The sequence below is a fragment of the Microbacterium sp. NPDC056234 genome, assembly GCF_042267585.1.
Taxonomy (GTDB): Bacteria; Actinomycetota; Actinomycetes; order Actinomycetales; family Microbacteriaceae; genus Microbacterium.
On record NZ_JBHJTE010000001.1, the window covers coordinates 737,335 to 758,817 of the forward strand.

Sequence of the window (21,483 nt, forward strand, 5' to 3'; positions counted from 1 at the left end):
CACAGCGCCGCCCTGACACAGAACACGAGGACTCGTACATGACCGACCGCAACGACGACCTGTTCGCCGCAGCACGCGCCGTGACACCGGGCGGGGTGAACTCCCCCGTGCGCGCGTACGGGTCGGTCGGCGGGACCCCGCGCTTCCTCGCGTCGGCACAGGGGGCGACGGTGACGGATGCCGCCGGCGACACGTACATCGATCTCGTGGCGTCGTGGGGCCCCGCACTGCTCGGCCATGCGCACCCCGACGTGGTCGCTGCGGTGCAGGATGCTGCGACGCATGGTCTCTCGTTCGGCGCCCCCACCGAGGGCGAGGTCGAGCTCGCGGAGCTGATCGTCGACCGCGTTCGCGTCGGCGAACACGCTCCGATCGAGCGCGTACGGCTCGTCTCCACCGGCACCGAGGCAACGATGACCGCGATCCGTCTGGCGCGCGGCGCCACAGGACGCGATCTGCTGGTGAAGTTCGCGGGCCACTACCACGGCCACTCCGACGGCCTGCTGGCCGCCGCCGGATCCGGCGTGGCGACGCTCGCCCTGCCCGGTTCGGCCGGCGTCCCGGCGCCGATCGCGGCGCAGACGCTCGTGGTGCCCTACAACGATCGCGCCGCGATCGAGGCGGTCTTCGCCGAGCACGGCGATCGCATCGCCGCGATCATCGTCGAGGCCGCGGCCGCGAACATGGGCGTGGTGGAGCCGGAGCCGGGCTTCAACGCCTTCCTCGCGGAGACCGCGCACGCGCACGGCGCGCTGCTCATCCTGGACGAGGTGCTGACCGGATTCCGCGTCCATCCCGCCGGGTTCTGGGGCCTGCAGGCCTCGGCCGGCGACGTGTACCTGCCCGACATCATCACATTCGGCAAGGTCGTCGGCGGAGGGATGCCGCTGGCCGCGCTCGGCGGTCGCGCCGAGGTCATGGATCTGCTCGCTCCGCTCGGGCCGGTCTATCAGGCGGGCACTCTGTCGGGGAACCCGCTGTCGGTAGCCGCAGGACTGGCGACGCTGCGGTTGGCGACGCCCGAGGTGTACGCACGAGTGGATGCCGCGGCATCCCGTCTCGCCGACGCCCTCGATGCCGCACTCACCGCGGCCGGCGTCGTGCACGCCGTGCCCAGGGCCGGAAACCTGTTCGGTGTCGTGTTCGCCGAGCGCGCGCCGCGCGACTACGCCGAAGCACAGGCGCAGGAGGCGTTCCGCTACGCGCCGTTCTTCCACAGCATGCGGCGGCAGGGCGTCGCCCTGCCGCCGAGCGTGTTCGAGGCGTGGTTCCTCACCGCGGCGCACGATGACGACGCCCTGGAGCGGATCGAGCGTGCGCTTCCGGCTGCGGCTGCGGCAGCTGCCCAGGCCGCGCGAGGGTGACCAGAAGGAATCCCACAACGGATCGTTGCCGTCCTGTGAGCAAGTCGCAGACATCTCGCAGGGGGACGCTGGCAGACTGAGAGTCATGGTGACGTTGCTGCTGGATCAGACGCAGCTCGAGGTCGTGCTCTCGCCCGTCGAGCGTGCCGCGACATTCCATCGGGAGAACATCCGTGTCGCGCGCGACACGATCACGAAGGTCCAGCTGACCGACGACGCCTGGACGTGGTTGCGCGGCGTCCCCGGACCGGGGACGCACATCCCGAGCATCCTCGCCGCCGGTACCTGGAAGGGCGCCGGAACGACCGACTTCGTCCTCATCCGCCGCCGTCGGCCGAGCGTGGTCATCGATCTCGAAGGCGACGAGCTGTATCAGCGGTTGATCTTCACGACCCGGCACGGGCTCGCGTTGACGCAGGCGCTCCGCCTCGATGTGACGGAGGAGCTCGCGGACGTCGTCGAGATCGTGGCGACCGCGCCGACGCCCGTCGTCAAGGGGAAAGGGCGCCCGGTCATCCGACCTCGTCCGATCTGACGCTCAGGAGCGCGGGTGCTCCTGGTGCTCGCCGGTCGCGTTCTGCTCGCGTTCGTGCGCGTCGGGCTCGGGCTCCGCCTCATCGCCCTCCGCGACGTGCTGCTCGTGCGCGAACTCGGTGCACTCGGCGTCGGGCGACTCCGACGGGATCGTCTCGTCGTCATCGCCCTTGTCGTCGTCGTCGTCGGGGGACGACTCCGCCGATGCCTGCTCGTCATCCGCTGCCTCATCGAGGGGCCGCCCGGTGATGAGCGCAGCCCAGGCGTCCGAGACCGCGGGGTTCGGCGACGTGTCGGTGCTCTCGTCCGTTCGAGAGAGCCCGGCCGCTGCGGCAGCGAGACCCGCGACGCCCGGAAGCGGCCGATCCTCGCCCGCGGAGACCGGGGCGAACCCATCGACCTCTTCGGCTGCGACGTCGACCTCATCGTCATCGGGGTTCTCGACCGCGACGGCTGCCTCGAGGGCTGCCACGGCGTCGTCCTCTTCCTCGTCACCGTCCGCGGCAGCGTCGGCGTCCGCCGGCAGGGGCTCGGCGTCTGCCGTTGCGGACGGGGCGTCCGGGGTTGCGGACGGGGCGTCCGGGGTTGCGGACGGGGCGTCCGGGGTTGCGGACTCGGTACCCGCTGCGGCGTCGGCACCCTCGGCCTCGATATCGGAGGAGGCGTTCGTGGGCGCGGCATCCGCGTCGGTCGAGGCGGCCGCAGGCTCCGCGACGATCGGAACCGCCACCGTCGCGTCGGCGACGTCCGGCTTGCGCAGCTGCACCGGCCGGTCGTTGACGAGGTCCAGGAAGACGTCTTCGAGCGTCGGCCCTCGCTGCTGCAGGGTGGTGAGAGCGACTCCCGCCTGCGCGGCGACAGTCCCGATGGTCCTCGCGTCGCTGCCGCGCACGGTGAGGCCCGAACGCAGAACTTCGAACTCGAATCCGGCGGCGCGCAGCGCGTCCGTGAGGCCGTTGCGATCCACGGCATCCACCACGACCGGCCCGGCCGTCGGATCCGCGAGCGCGGCCAGGGAGCCGGCGAACTTGCGCTGCCCGTGGGCGATGACGAGGATCTCGTCGGCGACCTGCTCGACCTCGCTCAGCACGTGCGACGAGACCAGCACGGTGCGGCCTTCATCGGCGAGCCCGCGGATGAGCATGCGCATCCAGCGGATCCCCTCGGGGTCCAGCCCGTTCGCAGGCTCGTCCAGCACGAGGGCGCCGGGGTCGCCGAGCAGGGCGGTCGCAGCGCTCAGTCGCTGACGCATTCCGAGCGACAGTGCGCCGATCCGGGTGCCGGCTTCGCCGTCCAGACCGACGAATGAGATGACCTCGGAGACACGCGACAGCGCGATGCCGTTCGCCTTCGCCGCGGCGATCAGGTGGCGTTCGACGGTTCGGCGCGGACGGAAGCCGGGATCTTCGTGCATCGCACCGATGACCCGCGCTGGGTGCTTCAGATCGGAGTACTGCGCCCCGCCGATGGTCGCCGTGCCCGAGGTGGGCCGGATCTGGCCGAGCAGCATCCGCAGCGTGGTCGTCTTGCCGGCGCCGTTCGGACCGAGGAACCCCGTGACGACGCCTGGCTCGACCCGTCCCGAGAAGTCGGAAACGGCGGTGACGTCGCTGAAGCGCTTCGTCACTCGATCGAACTCGAGCACCTGTCCGTCGGGCATCGGGACCTCTCTTCGGTGGGCAGTACCTTCTATCTTGTCGGAAATCGCGGTAAATCGTGCATTATCTGGGCGGAATGCGCCAGCGGGTAACGTGTCATCCGTGACCGATCAGCCTGCAGCATCCCGCGTCCTCGTCCGCACCGAGGGTGCGCTCGGACGGCTCACGCTCAACCGACCAGAGGCCATCAATGCTCTCGATCTCGGCATGATCCAGGACATCACCCGAGCGCTCGAGGCGTGGAAGACCGACACCGACGTCCAGATCGTCCTGCTCGACGGCGAGGGCCGCGGGCTCTGCGCCGGCGGTGACGTGCGTGCCCTCTACGACCAGATCCGTGACGGGGCGGCGGAGCGGACGGCTGAATTCTTCCGCGCCGAGTACGCGATGAACGCGCTGATCGCGGAGTACCCGAAGCCTCTGGTCGCCTTCGCGGACGGCATCACGATGGGCGGTGGCATCGGCTTGGCGGGCCACGCAGCGATCCGCATCGTCACGGAACGCTCCAAGCTCGCCATGCCCGAGACCCGGATCGGCTTCACCCCCGATGTCGGCGGCACCTATCTGCTGGGTCGCGCACCCGGCCGCCTGGGCGAGTACCTCGCCCTGACGGGGCGCACGCTGAACGGATCGGATGCCGTCTACACGGGCCTCGCGGATCATTACGTGCCCTCCGAGAACCTGGGGGCGCTGCGCGAGGCGCTCGCGTATCGCGCCGATCCCACCGGCCCTGCAGAGCTCGTCCTGCTCTTCGATGAGACGCCTGAGCCTTCCTCCCTGGCGGCTGAACGGAGCTGGATCGACGAGGTCTTCTCGGCCGATTCGATGGCCGGGATCATGCGTCGGCTGACCGACAGAGCAGAACCCGCAGCGACCGAGACGGCCGCCGTGCTCGCAGAGCTCGCACCGACCGGGCTCGCTGTCACGCTCGAGGCCGTGCGCGAGGCGCGCACCGGCGACCTCAGGGACGCGCTGACCGGGGAGTACCGGCGGGTGCTGTGGTTCGTGAATCACCACCCCGACCTGGTCGAGGGCATCCGTGCGCAGCTGGTCGACAAGGATCAGACCCCGCGATGGCAGCCGGCCACGATCGCCGAGCTCGCTCCGGATGCCGGAGCCGGCGCCAGGGCGTTCGTGCCGAGCGTGCCGTTGTTCGGCTGAGGTAGCTGGACGGGGTGCAGATATGTGCTCCGACCGGCGGAATTCGTTCGCCCTGAGCGGATAATGCCCGGATCCACTGGGCAATGTCCGTGGGGCGTGGCACGCTATCTGATGGCCCACTCGGGTCCGCTGCTCAGAAGGAATCCTCCATGCTCGGAAAACTCCTGTTCCGCTATCTCTCCAAATACTGGCCATTGCTCGTCGGCGTCCTGGTGTTCCAGTTCGCCAGCGCCCTGGCGACTCTCTACCTTCCCCGCCTGAACGCCGACATCATCGACAAGGGCGTCGCGCAGGCCGACACCGGCTACATCTGGAGCACCGGAGCATTCATGCTCATGGTCTCGCTCGGTCAGATCACGGCCTCGATCATCGCGACCTACTTCGCCGCACGCGCGGCGATGAGCGTCGGCCGCGACATCCGCGCCGACGTGTTCTCGCGCGTGAGCGGCTTCTCCGAGCGCGAGGTCTCGCAGTTCGGCGCCGGCTCGCTGATCACCCGCAACACCAACGACGTGCAGCAGGTCCAGATGCTGGCGATGATGGGCGCGACCATGTTCGTCATGGCGCCCATGCTCGCGATCGGCGGCATCATCATGGCCGTGCAGCAGGACGTCGGTCTGAGCTGGCTGATCGCCGTCTCCGTGCCGGTGCTGCTCATCCTCGCGGCGATCATCATCGGCCGCATGGTGCCGCTGTTCCGGCGCAACCAGCGCAAGCTCGACAACGTCAACCGCATCATGCGCGAGCAGCTCACCGGCGTCCGCGTCGTTCGCGCATTCGTCCGCGAGAACATCGAGGAGGAGCGATTCCGCGGTGCGAACACGGACATCATGATCCTCGGACGCAAGATCGGCTCGCTGTTCGTCCTCCTGTTCCCGCTGTTCATGCTGATCCTGAACGTCACCGTGGTGGCGGTCATCTGGTTCGGCGGCATCGAGATCAACGAGGGCAACGTCGAGGTCGGCACACTGTTCGCCTTCATGCAGTACATCGGTCAGATCATGGGCGGGGTCATCATGGCCAGCTTCATGGCGATCATGATCCCGCGCGCCGCCGTCTCGGCAGAGCGCGTCGGCGAGGTGCTGAACGTCGCGTCGACGCTGGAGCGTCCGGAGAACGGCGTCAAGGAGTTCCCGGCCCCCGGCGCGATCTCGTTCGAGGACGTCGAGTTCACCTACCCCGGTGCCGAGTCGCCGGTGCTGACCGGGATCGGCTTCCGTGCGGAGCCGGGTGAGACCGTGGCCATCGTCGGATCGACCGGCGCAGGCAAGACCACGCTGGTGTCGCTCATCCCTCGTCTGTTCGACGTGACAGGAGGCGTCGTGCGCGTCGGTGGCACCGACGTCCGCGAGGCCGATGTCGAAGCGCTGTGGGACAGCATCGGGCTCGTTCCGCAGCGACCGTTCCTGTTCACGGGAACCGTGGCGTCCAACCTCCGCTACGGCCGCGAGGAGGCCACGGACGAGGAGCTCTGGAAGGCTCTCGAGATCGCTCAGGGACGTGACTTCGTCGAGGAGATGCCCGACGGACTGAACTCGCGCATCGCTCAGGGCGGCACGAACGTCTCCGGCGGTCAGCGTCAGCGCCTCGCGATCGCGCGCGCGATCGTCCACCGCCCGCAGATCCTGGTGTTCGACGACTCGTTCTCCGCGCTCGATCTCACCACGGATGCGCGCCTCAGACAGGCCCTGTGGCGGGAATTGCCGGAGGTGACGAAGATCGTGGTCGCGCAGCGCGTGTCGACCATCACGGATGCCGACCGCATCGTCGTCCTCGACGGCGGAACGATGGTCGGCGTCGGTACGCACGACCAACTCCTCGCCTCGAGCGAGACCTACCGTGAGATCGTCGAATCGCAGCTGGGAGTGGACGCATGAGCACGCCGGAACAGCTGACAGCTGACGAGCAGTACGAAGCCGAGCTCGCCGAGCAGGCGCGTCAGAACTCGGGAGACTGGGACGCCGTTGCGCCGGGCAAGGCCGACAACTTCGGCAAGAGCTTCGGTCGCATGATCGGGTTGCTCAAGCCGTCGGCACTGTGGTTCGTCTTCGTCTCGATCCTCGGCGCCATCGGTGTCGTCCTCACCGTCGCGGCACCCAAGGTGCTCGGCGAGGCGACCAACATCATCTACGAGGGCTTCATCTCGAAGGCCCTCGGCGACTCGGGCGTTCCGGCGGGCACATCGCAGGAGCAGATCGTCGAGATGCTCCGCGCGCAGGGGCAGGACGATTTCGCGAACATGGTCGCGGCGTTCAGCGACTTCCAGGTCGGTGCGGGCATCGACTTCGACCGCCTGCGCTGGATCATCATCGCCGTGCTGGCGATCTACGTGGGCGCAGCGCTGCTCACCTGGATCCAGGGCTATGTGATTAACGTCATCATGATGCGCACGATGTGGCGCCTGCGTGAAGACGTCGAGGCGAAGATCAACCGTCTGCCGCTGTCGTACTTCGACAAGGTGCAGCGCGGTGAGCTGATCTCCCGCGTCACGAACGACATCGACAACATCACCCAGACCATGCAGCAGTCGCTCTCGGGTGCGCTGACGTCGATCCTCACGGTGATCGGCGTGCTGTGGATGATGTTCACGATCTCGTGGCAGCTCGCGCTGGTCGCCCTCGTCGCCCTGCCGCTCATGGGCGTCATCTTCGGCGTCATCGGGCCGCACTCGCAGAAAGCGTTCGGAACGCAGTGGCGCAAGGTCGGCCGACTGAACGCGCGCGTCGAGGAGGCCTTCTCCGGTCACGCGCTGGTCAAGGTCTTCGGGCGCGAGCAGGATGCCCTGGACAAGTTCCAGGTCGAGAACGAGGAGCTCTACCAGGCGAGCTTCAAGGCGCAGTTCCTGTCGGGCATCATCATGCCCGCCATGACCTTCGTCGGAAGCCTCACCTACGTCGGGATCGCGGTGCTCGGTGGCCTCATGGTCGCCAGCGGCCAGCTGCGACTCGGAGACGTGCAGGCGTTCATCCAGTACTCGCAGCAGTTCACACAGCCGCTGAGCGAGCTGGGCGGCATGGCGGCAGTCGTGCAGTCCGGCACCGCCTCGGCGGAGCGGGTGTTCGACTTCCTGGATGCCGACGAGCAGGAGGCCGACGCCGAGCAGGCACCGCAGCTCAAGGACGGCAAGGGCGTCATCGAGTTCGAGAACGTGTCGTTCTCGTACACGCCGGAGCGTCCGCTGATCAACGACCTGTCGTTCCGTGTGGAGCCCGGTCAGACGGTCGCGATCGTCGGTCCGACGGGCGCCGGCAAGACGACGCTGGTCAACCTGATCATGCGCTTCTACGAGCTGAGCGGCGGGCGCATCCTGCTCGACGGTCAGGACATCGCCGAGCTCACGCGCTCCGACCTGCGCTCGCGCACCGGAATGGTGCTGCAGGATCCATGGCTGTTCGCCGGGTCGATCCTGGAGAACATCCGGTACGGCCGAGCGACGGCGACCGATGAAGAGGTGCTCGCTGCGGCGAAGGCGACCTACGTCGACCGCTTCGTCCACGCGCTTCCCGACGGATACGAGACGGTCCTCGACGAGGACGCGTCGAACGTGTCGGCCGGCGAGCGACAGCTCATCACGATCGCCCGCGCGTTCGTCTCGCAGCCGTCGATCCTCATCCTCGATGAGGCGACGAGTGCGGTCGACACCCGTACCGAGCTGTTGCTGCAGCACGCCATGGCGGCGCTGCGCCAGGGGCGCACCTCGTTCGTGATCGCGCACCGGCTGTCGACGATCCGCGATGCCGACCTCATCCTCGTGATGGAGCACGGCGACATCGTCGAAAAGGGCACGCACGACGAGCTCATCGCCGCTCAGGGCGCGTACTGGCGGCTGTACCAGTCGCAGTTCGAGCAGGCGGCGACCGACATCGATGCCGAAGAGGCGCTCACCACGTCGACTCCCGTGGTCGTCACCGGTGAAGCGGACGAGGAGGCGGAGGATGCCGGGGTCTCCGTCGCGGCAGGCGAACCGGAGTCCGACGACAAGGCCTGACCTGACGCGCACGAAGGGCCGTCACCCGCTCGGGTGGCGGCCCTTCGTCGCTCCCGGGGGACGGCACGTATCGCGTGCGGCCGTCTCGCGCGCTCACGCGACCATTCGCGACACCCCGGTCATGCAGTGTTCAGGCAGGGGTCTCGTATGTCCGCCTCCCGCGCGTCGAGGCGGCGATATGCGCCACGACGGCCAGTGGAGGTGGCCACGGTGCGTGTGTAGCGGGCGGGACGCGTCGCGCGTGGTCGCACCTCGCGCGCTCTCGCGGCGCTGTGCGCCACCTCGGCGACGTGCGTTCCCGTCAGTCCGTGATGCCGAGCAGCTCGAACGGATGCGTCAGGCGCCACCAGGCGCTCGGACCGGAGAGCTCTTCGGAGAGCACGACGGGAATCTCGACGGTGTTCACCGGCCCGGCGACGGTCATCGAGCCGACGTCGGCATCGGCATCCCGGTTGTCGCCGAGATCGAAGGACACCTCGGCCGTCGGCGCGGTCGTGTTCCAGAGCACGACGTTCGCGTCGGCATCGGTGACGATGTCGGCGGTCGCGCCCCACGGCGTGCTGACCTCGCCGACCACGGTCTCGGCGGTGACAGCGGGCCCCTGGGCCTGCAGTTGCGCTTCGACCTGCTCGTACAGTGCGCGGCTGGCTGCGAGACGTTCCTCGTCGCTCTCCTGGCCGAGTACTGCGGCGTAGATGCGGACATCCGTGTCGCCGACTGTGACGTCCTTGGCGCTGAGCAGGTTGTAGTCGTCGTCCAGCGAGCCGGTCTTGATCCCGACGATCCCCGGCTCGCCGAGCAGGCCGTTCGAGTTGGTGACGAGGCCCGCCCCGGGCAGCTCGACCGTCGACGTGCCGACGATCTCGGCGAAGACAGGGTTCGACATGGCGATGGAGGCCAGGGCGGTCAGCGATGCCGGCGAGGCGACGTTGCGGTCGTTGCGTCCGGACGGCGTCACGACGGTGATGTCGTTCAGACCGCGTGCGGCGAGCCACTGCTCGGCCGCGGCTGCGAACTCGCGGTCGGACCCCCAGATCTCGTCGGACAGGCGGTCGATGTAGTTGTTCGCGGACCCGAGCAGGATGCCCTGAAGCATCTGGTACTCCGTGAGCGTTCCGCCGACGGGGACATCGAGCGCCGACTGGTCGTCGCTGCGGTACGACCAGTACTCCACGGTGTCGCTGTAGTCGAAGTCGAACTCCGGACCCTGCTCGCCGGGCTGCAACGGCATCGCGTCGAGCACGAGCATCGCGGAGACGACCTTCGTCACGCTGGCGATCGGGGCCGTCTCGGTGGTCGAAGCCGCTGTACTGACGCCCTCGACGCCGACGCCGGCGCTGCCGACGGCCGGCCAGGCGATGTCGGCTGCGGTCGCACCGGCCGGTGTGACCGCGACGGCCTCGATCGTCGGCGGCAGTTCGTGAAGGGGCCACAGCAGCGTGGTGGCGGCGTAGGCGACACCGAGGGCTGCGAGGGTACCGAGAGGAACGAGGATGCCGGGTTGCAGGAATCCCCGGCGCGGAGCGCCCACCAGCAGGTCGGGCTCGTCCGCGGTCGCCGTCGGTGCCTCGAGAGGGGCCGCCTGGGTGGCGGCCTCGACGTCGATCGGATTCACCCAGAGCAGGGCGGTCGCCGGAGAGTTCTCGTCGGCCCATGCGGCTGCCGGACGCACGGGTTCGGCCTGCGCCGCGAGCAGCGCCGCGAGCTCGGCGTCCGCATCGGTCGTCTCGGGCTCACCTGCCTCGGACGCGCTCGCCGCGACAGCGCCCTCGGCTGCTGAGCCGGAAGAGCCCGACTCGGCCGATTCTGCGCCGGCATCGGCATCCATACGCTTCGCGACAACCGGTGCCGCGACCCGCTCTTCTGCGACCGTGCCGGTGGCGACCGCCGCAGGCACGACGGCCACGGGCGTGGTAGGCGTATCGAGATCGTCGGAATCGACTGCTGTGGTGTCGACGGTTCCGTCGGCATCCGAATCCGTGGCCACCGGGATCGCCCCCGTGCGTCGACGGAGCTCGCGGCGCGTCAGGGCACCGCTCTCGTCGGTCTGCTCATCGAGGGTCACTCGAATACGGTACCGAATCCATATGTGACAACGCCGTATTGGCCAGGGAGTAAGATCGACCCCACAACCCACGGGAGTCCGGCGAGCCGGGCTGAGAGGAAGCGATCCGCGCTTCGACCGTCGAACCTGATCCGGATCATGCCGGCGCAGGGAGGAGATCAGATGAGTACGTCCACGTCCGCATCCGCTTCCAACGAAGCGACGAATGCCGCCGCCACCGGTGCACCCGCTTCCGCCACTCCGTGGCGCTGGCGCGTCGTCGACATCGTCGTCGCCGCTGTGCTCGGCGTCGCGATCGGCCTGTTGTTCTGGGGCTGGAACATCATCGGCGGGGCATGGTTCGGGGCCGCCGACGCGCTGACCCCCGGCCTGGGCGGCATCGCCGTCGGCATCTGGCTGATCGGAGGCGTGATCGGCGGACTCGTGATCCGCAAGCCGGGTGCCGCCTTCGTCGTCGAGGTCGTCGCCGCGATCGTCTCGATGCTGATCGGCAATGTGTGGGGCGTCTCGACGGTGCTCTCGGGCATCGTGCAGGGGCTGGGCGCCGAGCTCATCTTCGCGCTGTTCTTCTACCGTCGGTTCGGGATCGTCGTCGCGATGCTCGCCGGTGTCGGCGCCGCGGCGGCCGCCTGGGTCTTCGAGCTCTTCTACGGCAGCTCGCCCAACATCCTGAAGTCGCTCGAGTTCAACGCGATCTACCTCACCACGATCGTGATCTCCGGGGCGATCCTCGCCGGCGTGGTCGGATGGCTGCTCGTGCGCGCGCTCGCCGTCACGGGGGCCCTGAACCGCTTCGCGGCCGGGCGAGAGCTCGTCCGCGAGGTCTGAGCATGAGCGCCGCCGCCCCCGTCCGCGTCCACGCCGAAGGGTGGGGGTGGCGTTACGCGGGACGCAAGCGTGCGGCCGTCAGCGACGTCTCGTTCACGATCGAACCGGGCGAGCGAGTGCTGCTGCTGGGGGCATCCGGCGCCGGTAAGTCCACGCTGCTCGCGGGTCTTGCCGGCGTGCTCGGCGACGCCGACGAGGGGGAGCGCACCGGCTCGCTGCGGCTCGACGGCGCGGCTCCCGAATCCGCACGCGGTCGCACCGGGCTGGTCCTGCAGGACCCGGATGCCGGGATCGTGCTGTCCAAGGTCGGCGACGACGTCGCGTTCGGCTGCGAGAACCTCGGCGTCCCGGCATCCGAGATCCCCGGCCGGGTGGCCGAAGCGCTCGAGGCGACCGGACTCGACGTCGCCCTCGATCGGCCCACCAAGGCGCTCTCCGGCGGGCAGAAGCAGCGCCTCGTGCTGGCCGGCGCTCTGGCGATGCGCCCCGGTCTCCTCCTGCTGGACGAGCCGACGGCGAACCTGGATCCGGCCGGTGTCGGCGAAGTGCGCGCGAGCGTCGAGCGCGCCGTCGACGCGACGGGCGCGACGCTCGTCGTCGTCGAGCACCGCACTCCGGTGTGGGTGGATCTCATGACCCGCGTCATCGTGCTCGCCGCCGACGGCGGTCTGCTGGCCGACGGATCGCCGTCACGGGTCTTCGCCGAGCACGGCGCAGCGCTCGCCGAGGCGGGGGTGTGGGTCCCGGATGCGTCGATCGCGTTGCCGGAACTCGACGCCGCCACGGGGCCTGCGGTGCTCTCCGCCTCCGAGCTGTCGATCGCGCGCGGACCGCGCACGATCGTCCAGGCCGGGCTCGACGTGCAGATCCCGCGGGGCAGCGCGACCGTCATCTCGGGAGCGAACGGTGCGGGCAAGTCCACGCTGGCGCTCACGCTGGCCGGCCTTCTCCCGGAGCATTCCGGCGAGGTGGTCGCCGCGGCGGATCTGGCCGCACGCTCGGGCCGCCGTCCGTTCCGGTGGGCGTCGCGCGAACTGCTGACTCGCATCGGGACGGTCTTCCAGGAGCCGGAGCATCAGTTCCTCACCCAGACGCTGCGCGACGAGCTGGCGGTGGGGCCGAAGGCGCTCGGCTGGGATCGGGCCAGGACGGATGCCGTGGTCGACGCCCTTCTGGACCGCCTGGGTCTTGCTCCCCTCGCGCTCGCCAATCCCTTCACGCTGTCCGGCGGGCAGAAGCGCCGGCTGTCGGTGGCGACGGTGCTCGCGGCATCCCCCGAGGTGATCGTGCTCGACGAGCCGACCTTCGGGCAGGACCGCCGCGGCTGGATCTCGCTCGTCGCCCTGCTGCAGGAGGAGATCGCGCGCGGTCGTTCGATCGTCGCCGTGACGCACGACGAGGGCGTGATCCGCCATCTCGGCGGACACCGCATCGCGCTCGAGAGCCGGGTGAGCGCATGACCGTCGTCGAGGTCGAACGAGCGACCTGGCTCGACGGCGTGAACCCGGTGACCAAGGTCGTGCTCGCGCTCGTGCTGTCGATCCCGCTGTTCGCGTCGATCGACGTGACCAGCGCGCTCGTCGCCATCGCGTTGCAGCTGCTGTGCCTGCCGCTGACCGGGCTGACGCTCGGAACGGTCCTGAAGCGACTGCTGCCGATCGTCATCTTCGCGCCGATCGCCGGCCTCAGCATGCTGCTCTATGCCGAACCGGCAGGCCGCATCCACTGGAGCTTCGGGTTCGTCACCATCAGCGACGACTCGATTTCGCTCGCGATCGCCGTGAGCCTGCGCGTGGTCGCCCTAGGGCTGCCGACGATCCTGCTGTTCGGGCGCACGGATCCGACCGAGCTCGCCGACGCTCTCGCGCAGGTCGCGAAGCTGCCGAGCCGGTTCGTGCTGGGCATCCTGGCCGGAACGCGGATGCTGGGACTCTTCCTCGATGACTGGCGCACGATGGGCCTGGCCCGCCGGGCCAGGGGCGTCGGCGACACCGGAGCGGTGCGCCGGTTCTTCTCGATGGCGTTCGTGCTGCTCGTGTTCGCCGTGCGGCGCGGCACCAAGCTCGCCATGGCGATGGAGGCGCGCGGCTTCGGTTCCGGCATCGAACGGACATGGGCCCGGCCGTCGCGGCTCCACGGCCGGGATGCCGTGGCCCTGGCCGGTGGGCTCGCGATCATGGCGGTGGCCATCGCCGCGGCGGTCGCCGTCGGCACGTTCCGGTTCGTATGGAGTTGAGTCAGCCGGCGTTCCACAGGTCGCGGTAGTAGGCCAGGCGTTCGCGGTCGGGGTCGATGCCGTACGCCGCGATCAGGTCATCGTCCCAGCCTGGGCCCACGTTCCACTCGGTGCTCATGGATGCGACGGCGATGTCGGCCCAGCGATCGCCGGTTCCGAGCGCGGCGAGGTCGACGTGCGCGATCGGGCGCCCGGCCTCGTCGAGCAGCGTGTTGGGCATGCAGGCATCGCCATGGCACACGACGAGCCGGTCGATCTCGGGGGCGTCGCGCAGCGCGTCCGGGAGCCGGATGCCGCGGCGCTCGGCGTTCGCGAAGCGGCTCTGCACACTCCATTCCCACGGGCATTCTTTGACGGGAAGCGCGTCATGCAGCATCCGCAGCCCCTCGCCGACGGCGCGCACGGCGGCGGCCGGCTCGGCGATCCAGCGCGGGTCGACCGCGCTGCGCCCCGCGATGGCCGCGGTGACGAGCCACTCGTGACCGGCATCCTGGCCCTGCTCCAGCACGGCGGGCACCGGGGTCCAGCGCCGGGCCCAGCGCATCCGCTCCGCCTCGTCGCGCATGTTCGCCTCGGCGTCGAGCGGGCCCCACTTGATGTAGCGATCGTCGTCGGTGCGGAACGTGAGTCCGCCGAGGTTGTTCTCCCAGACCGGGGTGAGGGCGGCGCCGTCCGCGAGTTCACGGACGCGCTCGGGCACGGGGATCGACGAGGCGGGGATGGTCATGGCGAGTCCTTTCGGCGTTCACAACTCCTCATCGATGCTCGCACAGCGAGCTGCCGCGGGGCCGAGATGGCTCGCCCGCGCGCTCACCGCTGGATCTGAGGAGTTGTGAACGAGGGGCGTCTCACAACAGATCGCGCAACGCCTCCTCGAGCACGATCGCGTGATTGCGGAGCGGGTCGTGAGCCGCATACACCAGCGTCACGGTCGGGTGCGGGCGCAGCCGGTCCGCGAGATCGGCGAGGGCCGGCGCCGTGTCGTGCGCGAGTTCGGCCCGATACTGGTCGGCGTAGGCATCCCACTCGTCCGCATCCGCGGCGTGCCAGGCCTTTCGCAGCTCCGGGCTGGGCGCAGCGTCCTTGGCCCAGAGATCGATCGCCGCTCGGTCCTTGGAGAGGCCCCGCGGCCACAGCCGATCGACCAGTACGCGGAATCCGTCCGACGGGTTGGCGGTGTCGTAGGCTCGCTTGCGACGCAGTTCCATGGCTCCAACCAACACCCGCCGGGACGCCTCCCGCCAGCGTGGGACTCGGAACCGCGTAAGCTGGAACTGAGTTGCACGATCGTTCGAAGGAGAACAGCATGCAGATCCAGGGATCGGGCGCCCTCATCACGGGTGGCGCTTCGGGACTCGGCCTCGCCACGGCGCGCGCGCTCGCCGCCGCCGGCGCCCACGTCACCCTGCTCGACCTGCCGGGCTCGGCCGGTGCCGCGCTCGCCGCCGAGCTGGGCGGTGCGTTCGCGCCCGGCGATGTGACCAGCCCCCAGGATGCCGCAGCGGCCGTCGCCGTCGCGAACACCGAGGCTCCGCTGCGCGTCGTCGTGAACTGCGCCGGCATCGCCCCACCGGCCAAGGTGCTCGACCGCGAGGGCGCGCCGGGTTCGCTGGAGGACTTCGAGCGGATCGTCCGGATCAACCTCATCGGCACCTACAACGTGCTGTCGCAGGCTGCGGCCGTCATCGCTCGCACCGACCCGACGTCGTCCGGCGACCGCGGCGTCATCGTCAACACCGCGAGCGTCGCGGCGTTCGACGGACAGATCGGACAGCCGGCGTACTCGGCATCCAAGGGTGGCGTGCACGCCATGACCCTGCCGGTGGCGCGCGAGCTCGCCCGCCACGGCATCCGAGTCTGCACGATCGCCCCCGGGATCATGGAGACGCCGATGCTGGCGGGCCTGCCCGAGGCCGCGCAGGCGTCCCTCGGTGAGCAGGTGCCGTACCCGGCTCGGCTCGGCAGGCCCGCCGAGTACGCCGCGCTCGTGCAGCACATCGTCGAGAACGACTACCTGAACGGCGAGACCATCCGCCTCGACGGCGCCATCCGAATGGCACCGAAGTAGCCACCCACGGAAGACACGGGAGAAACATGACGCTGGCAGGAAAGACCATCCTGATGTCGGGCGGCAGCCGCGGCATCGGCCTCGCGATCGCGCTGCGCGCGGCGGCGGACGGCGCGAACATCGCGATGCTCGCCAAGACCGACACTCCGCACCCCAAGCTCGAGGGCACGATCCACACCGCCGCCGAGCAGATCCGCGCGGCGGGCGGCAACGCCCTGCCGATCGTCGGGGACGTGCGAGAGGACGACGACATCACCGAGGCCGTGCTCAAGACGGTCGGCGAGTTCGGGGGCATCGACATCGTCCTCAACAACGCCAGCGTGATCGACCTGTCGCGTTCGCTCGACCTCGGCGCCAAGAAGTACGACCTCATGCAGGACGTCAACGTGCGGGGGACGTTCATGCTGTCCCGCGCGGCGATCCCGCAGCTGAAGGATGCCGCGAACCCCCACATCCTGTCGCTGTCGCCGCCGCTGAACCCGACGCCGAAGTGGCTCGGTGCGCACACCGGCTACTCGCTCGCGAAGTTCGGGATGACGATGGTCACGCTCGGCCTCGCGGCCGAGTTCGCGCGGGACGGCATCGCCGCGAACACGCTGTGGCCGCGGACCACGATCGCCACCGCCGCCGTGCAGAACCTTCTGGGTGGGGACAAGGTCATGGCCGCCAGCCGAACGGCGGACATCTACGCGGATGCCGCGTACTCGGTGCTCATCAAGCCGGCGCGCGAGTACACCGGCCAGAGCCTGATCGTCGAGGACGTGCTCGAGGCGGACGGCGTGACGGACTTCTCCGGCTACGCGGCGATTCCCGGCACCCCCGACAGCGCGCTGTTCCCCGACATCTTCCTCGACTGATCGATCTCGGCCGTCAGAACAGCAGGTACACCGCGCCCACGATCGTCAGGATGATCACGAGCCGGTCGAACAGCTGCTGCGGCATCCGCTTGGCAAGCTTCAGCCCGACGAGCGCACCGATGACGACCAGCGGGGTGAGGAGCAGGTCCATCACGAGCACCTGGGGCGTGAACAGGCCGATGCCCGCGAGGAAGGGCACCTTCACCAGGTTCACGATCGCGAAGAACCACGCCGAGGTGCCCAGGAACACCTGCACGGGCGTCCGGGTCGCGAGGAAGTACATCGACATCACCGGGCCGCCGGCGTTGGCGACCATCGTGGTGAACCCGGCGAGGGTGCCGTAGGTCGCCCCGAGCATCCGGCCGCCCACCGAGGCGGCAGCCCGGCGCCGGCGCCACAGCGTCACGGCGATCATCAGCAGCAGGATCACCCCGATCGCGCGGCGGACGATGCGATCGTCCCCGTACGCGAGGAACAGGAAGCCCAGGACGAGGCCCGCCACCACGGCGGGGGCGAGCCGGACGAGCGTCGGCCAGTGCGCGTGTCGGCGGTAGGCGATCAGGGCGAACACGTCGCCGACGATGAACAGCAGCAGCATCGCGGCCGTCGACGTCCTGGCGGGCAGCACCGCCGCGAACAGCACCACCGAGACGGTCGCGCTGCCGGGGATCGCGGTCTTGCCCAATCCGGCGATCAGCGCTGCCAGGCCGAGCAGACCCCAGGCGAGGGGAGTGAGCTCGATCATCCGGCGCGGTCGATCTCGGCGACGATCGCGTCGTACCCTCGATCGGCGGCGAGCCTGCGGGGTGAGACGCCCTCGCCGTCGGGGATCGTCACGTCCGCACCGCCGTCGATGAGCGTGCGCACCACCTCGACGTAGGTCGAAGACCCGTCCCCCAGCACGATCGCCTCGTGGAGGGCCGTCCAATCGAGGTCGTTGACGTGGTTCACGTCGACGCCCGCATCCAGGAGGATCCGGATGGTCGACAGCAGCCCGCGTTCGGACGCCGGAATCAGCGCCGTGCCGCCGAAGCGGTTCGTGCTGGCGAGGTCGGCGCCGTTCTTGAGCGTCATCAGGAGGATCTCGTCGTGACCTCGGGCCCCCGCGTACAGGTAGGCGGAGTCCTGGATGTCGTCCTTCGCATTCACGTCGGCGCCCGCCTCGATGAGTACGCGGGCCGCGTCGACGTGGTTCAGCTTGGTCGCCGCGACGAGTGCGGTCGCTCCGCCATCGCCGCGCACTTCGAGGTCGGCACCGTCGGCGAGTGCGGCGCGCACCGCATCGGCGTCGCCGGACGCGGCGGCCGTCAGGAGCGCGGCGTCAGCTGTTTCGGTCATGGTGGTCTCCTCAGCCGTCGGGATGTCCGCAGCCGCGCACCCGACCGTGCTCATCGCCAGGATGAGCAATGCGGTCGCGAGCGCCGCTCGCTTCATGCGGTTCGTCTCCGGGCGCGATCAGGCTCGGACAGCGGAGAGCGCTGCCGTGAAGCGCTGCGCGCGCTGCTCGAGATCGGACCAGTCCTGGGCCTTGATCGACGATCCGTTGGCGAGGTCGCCCCCGGCTCCGACGGCCACTGCCCCCGCCGCGAACCAATCGGCCAGGTTGTCGGGGCTCACGCCGCCGGTGGGCATGAGCGGGGCGTCGGGGAACGGGCCGCGCAGTGCGCCCAGGTAGGAAGGACCGCCGAGGGAGGCGGGGAAGATCTTCACGACGTCGACCCCGATCTCGAGCGCGCCCATGACCTCGGTGGGGGTCATGGCGCCGGTCATGACCACGCGGCCTGTGTCGAGCATGGCGCGGGTGAGGTCGGGGAGCGTGCCGGGGCTGACCAGGAACTCGGCACCCGCGTCGGCGGCCGCATTCGTCTGCTCGACGGTGGTGACCGTGCCGGCGCCGACGTAGGCCGTCTTCCCGTGGCGTGCGATCAGCTCTCGGATGACGGCCGGGGCATCGGGGGTCGAGTAGGTGACCTCGATGCCCGTCACGCCGCCTCGGATGATCGCCTCGGATGCCTCGAGCGCGAGTTCCGGCGACGGGGCACGCAGTACGGCGAGGACGCCGGTGGCGCGGGCGCGGTCGAGACGGTCTGACATGGAGGCTCCTTCGTCGGGCGTGCGTTCGTCCATTCTCGCACCGGCCCTCACCTCATCCCGCCGTCTCCCAGCCGCTACGCCGTACCCTGGAAGGCATGACCGACACCTCCCGTGCGCCGCGCAAGACCGGCGCTGTGCGTCCCACGACGGCGCCCGCGGCATCCGGCACACCGCAGGTGCGGCCCACGACCGAGGGCTGGACCCAGAAGAAGGATGCCGAGGGGCGGCCGCTGCTGCAGTTCGCGAGCCCCAAGCGCGGCAAGCCGCCGGTGCACCTCGCCGACCTCACGCCGGCCGAACGCGTCGAGAAGGTCAAGGAGCTCGGACTGCCCGGATTCCGCGCCAAGCAGCTCTCGACCCACTACTTCAAGCACTACACGTCTGATCCCGCCGAGATGACGGATCTCCCGGCCGGCATCCGCGAGGAACTCGTCACCGGGCTTCTGCCGCCTCTGATGACGGAGGTGCGTCGCCTCGAGACCGACAAGGGCGACACGATCAAGTTCCTGTGGCGGCTGCATGACGGGGCTCTCGTGGAGTCGGTGCTGATGCGATACCCGGGCCGGATCACGCTGTGCGTGTCCAGCCAGGCCGGTTGCGGCATGAACTGCCCGTTCTGCGCCACGGGGCAGGCGGGGCTCACGCGCAACATGTCGGCCGCCGAGATCATCGAGCAGGTCGTCCGGGCCAACCGCGCGATCGCGAACGGCGAGCTGGGCGGCAAGAAGCGCGACGATCACTCCATGGAGCGCGTCAGCAACATCGTCTTCATGGGCATGGGTGAGCCGATGGCCAACTACAACCGCGTCATGCACGCGGTGCGGACCATGGTCGGCACGCAGCCGGACGGGCTGGGCATGAGCGCCCGCGGCATCACGGTGTCGACGGTCGGCCTCGTGCCCGCGATCCGCAAGCTCGCCGCCGAGGACATCCCGGTGACGTTCGCGCTCTCGCTGCACGCACCCGACGACGAGCTGCGCGACGAGCTGATCCCGGTGAACTCCCGCTGGAAGGTCGACGAGGCGCTGGATGCCGCGCGCGAGTACTTCGACAAGACCGGGCGTCGCGTGTCCATCGAGTACGCGCTCATCAAGGACATGAACGATCACGGCTGGCGCGCCGACCTGCTCGCGGACAAGCTCAATGCCCGCGGGCGCGGCTGGGTGCATGTGAACCCGATTCCGCTGAACCCGACGCCCGGATCCATCTGGACCGCGTCGGAGGTGTGGGTGCAGAACGAGTTCGTGCGCCGACTCAATGACGCCGGCATCCCGACGACCCTCCGCGACACGCGTGGCAAGGAGATCGACGGGGCGTGCGGTCAGCTCGTCGCGACGACCGAGGACGAGGCGGCGGCTGCCGCCGTCTGACCGACGTCGCGCCGATCGCGCGCGTCCGGGTTCCCGTCGCGCGATCCGAGGCGCTCTGCGCGGTCGAGCCACGCCGCGATGCGATCGGGGCCGGCATCCTTCACGCCGAGCATCCGATGGGTGCTGACGGATCGGATGCCGCAGAGCCGGAGCGTGTTGCGGGCGACCTGGGTCTGCGCGGGCAGCCCTGTGAAGGGCGCGGCGAACCACGGGGTGTCGGCGAGCAGCAGGAGCCGGCCGCGGCGCGCGGTGAGCAGGCCCTCCGGTAGACCGAGCTTGGTGTAGCGGTACTCCTGCTGCGGAAGCAGCGCGCGATCGAAGAACCCCTTGAGCACCGCGGGCACCGAGCCCCACCACAGCGGCGTCGCGACGACGACGGTCTCGGCATCGCGCAGTGCGCGTTTCGCATCGACGAGGTCCGGCTCGAGTGGCATCCTCTCCCGGTAGCCGAAGCGCAGGTGCGGATCGAAGTCGAGGTCGCGCAGTGCCAGGACGCGTGCATCGCCGTGGCCCGCGGCGTATCGGCGGACGAGTTCGGCGGTGAGCGAGCGGGCGTCAGGGTGGCCGTCGATGATCAGTGCGGTGGGCATGCGATCTCCAATGTTGACAGTGTCTATTTGCTGGACAGTGTCAACATAAGAGACAATGTTGCTCGTGTCAACTTCTCGAGCGGCCTACCATCACGGCGACCTCGCGCACGCGTTGGAGGCGGCCGCGATGCGATTGCTCGAGGAGAAGCCGGCGCAGGAGATCAGCCTTCGAGAGGTCGCGCGGTCGGCGAACGTCAGCCACAACGCGCCGTATCACCACTTCGCGGACCGGCAGGGGCTGCTGAAGGTCCTCGCCGAGCGCAGCATGGCCGACCTCGTCGCGGTCGTGCGGTCGGCGATCGCCGCCGCCGATGAGCCGGTGTCGGCGCTGGTCGCCGGCGGGGGCGCCTACATCCGGTACGCCGTTCAGAATCCGCACGGCTTCGACGTCATCTACGACCCGACCGTGTGCATCCCCGGCGAGCCCAGCGCGACGATGGCGCCGCTCATCGTCGAACTCGAGGAGGAGCTTCGGACCGCTGCGGTCGCCGTCGGGTTCGCGGAGGCGACCGACGTGCTCGCGCTGTGGGGCCTCATCCACGGTCTCGGGACGCTGTGCGCGGCCGGACACTTCGAACTCGACGCGGCGCTCGCTGCCGGGGAGGCCGCGCTCAGGCGGATGCTTCCGGCCTGACCGGGTTGAAGCGGCTGCGGTCGCACGGGTCGCAGA

20 protein-coding genes and 1 riboswitch are annotated in these 21,483 nt (G+C 69.6%); of the genes, 12 read left to right on the top strand and 8 right to left on the bottom strand.

Annotated elements, in window-relative coordinates; all coding sequences use genetic code 11:
- Positions 1–38: 38 nt before the first annotated feature.
- Positions 39–1,364 (top strand): glutamate-1-semialdehyde 2,1-aminomutase, encoded by a 1,326-nt coding sequence (locus ACFCYE_RS03675; RefSeq protein WP_376176372.1) that lies wholly within the window; start codon positions 39–41, stop codon positions 1,362–1,364.
- 85 nt (positions 1,365–1,449) lie between these two features.
- Positions 1,450–1,899 carry a hypothetical protein gene (locus ACFCYE_RS03680; protein ID WP_376176373.1) on the top strand — a complete coding sequence of 150 codons (450 nt, stop codon included), beginning with the start codon at positions 1,450–1,452 and terminating at the stop codon, positions 1,897–1,899.
- 3 nt (positions 1,900–1,902) lie between these two features.
- Here ACFCYE_RS03680 and ACFCYE_RS03685 read toward each other — a convergent pair whose 3' ends face one another.
- Positions 1,903–3,558 carry an ABC transporter ATP-binding protein gene (locus ACFCYE_RS03685; protein ID WP_376176375.1) on the bottom strand — a complete coding sequence of 552 codons (1,656 nt, stop codon included), beginning with the start codon at positions 3,556–3,558 and terminating at the stop codon, positions 1,903–1,905.
- A gap of 100 nt (positions 3,559–3,658) precedes the next feature.
- Here ACFCYE_RS03685 and ACFCYE_RS03690 point away from each other — a divergent pair, with 100 nt between their 5' ends.
- From ACFCYE_RS03690 to ACFCYE_RS03700, 3 genes are all read left to right on the top strand, one after another.
- A complete protein-coding gene (locus ACFCYE_RS03690) occupies positions 3,659–4,717 on the top strand; it encodes an enoyl-CoA hydratase/isomerase family protein (protein ID WP_376176377.1) in 1,059 nt (352 codons plus the stop codon).
- 149 nt (positions 4,718–4,866) lie between these two features.
- A complete protein-coding gene (locus ACFCYE_RS03695) occupies positions 4,867–6,594 on the top strand; it encodes an ABC transporter ATP-binding protein (protein ID WP_376176379.1) in 1,728 nt (575 codons plus the stop codon).
- Positions 6,591–8,705 (top strand): ABC transporter ATP-binding protein, encoded by a 2,115-nt coding sequence (locus tag ACFCYE_RS03700; protein ID WP_376176381.1) that lies wholly within the window; start codon positions 6,591–6,593, stop codon positions 8,703–8,705. The genes ACFCYE_RS03695 and ACFCYE_RS03700 overlap by 4 nt, the downstream gene beginning before the upstream one ends.
- Positions 8,706–9,006: 301 nt before the next feature.
- Here the strand turns inward: ACFCYE_RS03700 and ACFCYE_RS03705 are convergent, their stop codons facing one another.
- Positions 9,007–10,770 (bottom strand): D-alanyl-D-alanine carboxypeptidase, encoded by a 1,764-nt coding sequence (locus ACFCYE_RS03705; protein WP_376176383.1) that lies wholly within the window; start codon positions 10,768–10,770, stop codon positions 9,007–9,009.
- 60 nt (positions 10,771–10,830) lie between these two features.
- Positions 10,831–10,940, top strand: a riboswitch (TPP riboswitch).
- Between ACFCYE_RS03705 and ACFCYE_RS03710 the strand changes: the two genes are divergently transcribed.
- From ACFCYE_RS03710 to ACFCYE_RS03720, 3 genes are all read left to right on the top strand, one after another.
- Positions 10,933–11,598, top strand: coding sequence for an ECF transporter S component (locus tag ACFCYE_RS03710; protein WP_376176384.1), 666 nt, complete (start codon positions 10,933–10,935; stop codon positions 11,596–11,598). It overlaps the preceding riboswitch by 8 nt.
- A gap of 2 nt (positions 11,599–11,600) precedes the next feature.
- Complete coding sequence (locus ACFCYE_RS03715) at positions 11,601–13,058, top strand: ABC transporter ATP-binding protein (RefSeq protein ID WP_376176386.1); 1,458 nt, start codon at positions 11,601–11,603, stop codon at positions 13,056–13,058.
- Positions 13,055–13,834 carry an energy-coupling factor transporter transmembrane component T family protein gene (locus ACFCYE_RS03720; RefSeq protein WP_376176387.1) on the top strand — a complete coding sequence of 260 codons (780 nt, stop codon included), beginning with the start codon at positions 13,055–13,057 and terminating at the stop codon, positions 13,832–13,834. The genes ACFCYE_RS03715 and ACFCYE_RS03720 overlap by 4 nt, the downstream gene beginning before the upstream one ends.
- Position 13,835: 1 nt before the next feature.
- On the opposite strand, the gene ACFCYE_RS03725 is transcribed toward ACFCYE_RS03720, so the two are convergent.
- Together ACFCYE_RS03725 and ACFCYE_RS03730 are read right to left on the bottom strand one after the other, a co-directional pair.
- Positions 13,836–14,561, bottom strand: a complete 726-nt coding sequence (locus ACFCYE_RS03725; RefSeq protein WP_376176388.1) for a phosphotransferase — start codon at positions 14,559–14,561, stop codon at positions 13,836–13,838.
- 121 nt (positions 14,562–14,682) lie between these two features.
- Complete coding sequence (locus ACFCYE_RS03730) at positions 14,683–15,042, bottom strand: DUF488 domain-containing protein (RefSeq protein WP_376176390.1); 360 nt, start codon at positions 15,040–15,042, stop codon at positions 14,683–14,685.
- Between the two features lie 98 nt (positions 15,043–15,140).
- Between ACFCYE_RS03730 and ACFCYE_RS03735 the strand changes: the two genes are divergently transcribed.
- Positions 15,141–15,902 (top strand): SDR family NAD(P)-dependent oxidoreductase, encoded by a 762-nt coding sequence (locus tag ACFCYE_RS03735; RefSeq protein ID WP_376176392.1) that lies wholly within the window; start codon positions 15,141–15,143, stop codon positions 15,900–15,902.
- A gap of 26 nt (positions 15,903–15,928) precedes the next feature.
- Positions 15,929–16,759 carry an SDR family oxidoreductase gene (locus tag ACFCYE_RS03740; protein WP_376176393.1) on the top strand — a complete coding sequence of 277 codons (831 nt, stop codon included), beginning with the start codon at positions 15,929–15,931 and terminating at the stop codon, positions 16,757–16,759.
- A gap of 13 nt (positions 16,760–16,772) precedes the next feature.
- Here the strand turns inward: ACFCYE_RS03740 and ACFCYE_RS03745 are convergent, their stop codons facing one another.
- The 3 genes from ACFCYE_RS03745 to ACFCYE_RS03755 are packed head-to-tail and all read right to left on the bottom strand — an operon-like array spanning position 16,773 to position 18,853.
- Positions 16,773–17,504 (bottom strand): sulfite exporter TauE/SafE family protein, encoded by a 732-nt coding sequence (locus ACFCYE_RS03745; RefSeq protein ID WP_376176394.1) that lies wholly within the window; start codon positions 17,502–17,504, stop codon positions 16,773–16,775.
- A complete protein-coding gene (locus ACFCYE_RS03750) occupies positions 17,501–18,193 on the bottom strand; it encodes an ankyrin repeat domain-containing protein (protein WP_376176396.1) in 693 nt (230 codons plus the stop codon). Before ACFCYE_RS03750 ends, ACFCYE_RS03745 begins: the two co-directional genes overlap by 4 nt.
- A 21-nt stretch (positions 18,194–18,214) precedes the next feature.
- Positions 18,215–18,853 carry a bifunctional 4-hydroxy-2-oxoglutarate aldolase/2-dehydro-3-deoxy-phosphogluconate aldolase gene (locus tag ACFCYE_RS03755; RefSeq protein ID WP_376176398.1) on the bottom strand — a complete coding sequence of 213 codons (639 nt, stop codon included), beginning with the start codon at positions 18,851–18,853 and terminating at the stop codon, positions 18,215–18,217.
- Between the two features lie 95 nt (positions 18,854–18,948).
- Here ACFCYE_RS03755 and rlmN point away from each other — a divergent pair, with 95 nt between their 5' ends.
- The gene (rlmN, locus tag ACFCYE_RS03760) at positions 18,949–20,223 is read left to right on the top strand and encodes a 23S rRNA (adenine(2503)-C(2))-methyltransferase RlmN (protein ID WP_376176399.1); all 1,275 of its coding nucleotides are present in this window, start codon (positions 18,949–18,951) and stop codon (positions 20,221–20,223) included.
- On the opposite strand, the gene ACFCYE_RS03765 is transcribed toward rlmN, so the two are convergent.
- The gene (locus ACFCYE_RS03765) at positions 20,175–20,813 is read right to left on the bottom strand and encodes an NAD(P)H-dependent oxidoreductase (RefSeq protein WP_376176401.1); all 639 of its coding nucleotides are present in this window, start codon (positions 20,811–20,813) and stop codon (positions 20,175–20,177) included. The genes rlmN and ACFCYE_RS03765 overlap by 49 nt on opposite strands.
- A gap of 64 nt (positions 20,814–20,877) precedes the next feature.
- Here ACFCYE_RS03765 and ACFCYE_RS03770 point away from each other — a divergent pair, with 64 nt between their 5' ends.
- Positions 20,878–21,447, top strand: coding sequence for a TetR/AcrR family transcriptional regulator (locus ACFCYE_RS03770; RefSeq protein ID WP_376176402.1), 570 nt, complete (start codon positions 20,878–20,880; stop codon positions 21,445–21,447).
- Positions 21,448–21,483 lie beyond the last annotated feature (36 nt).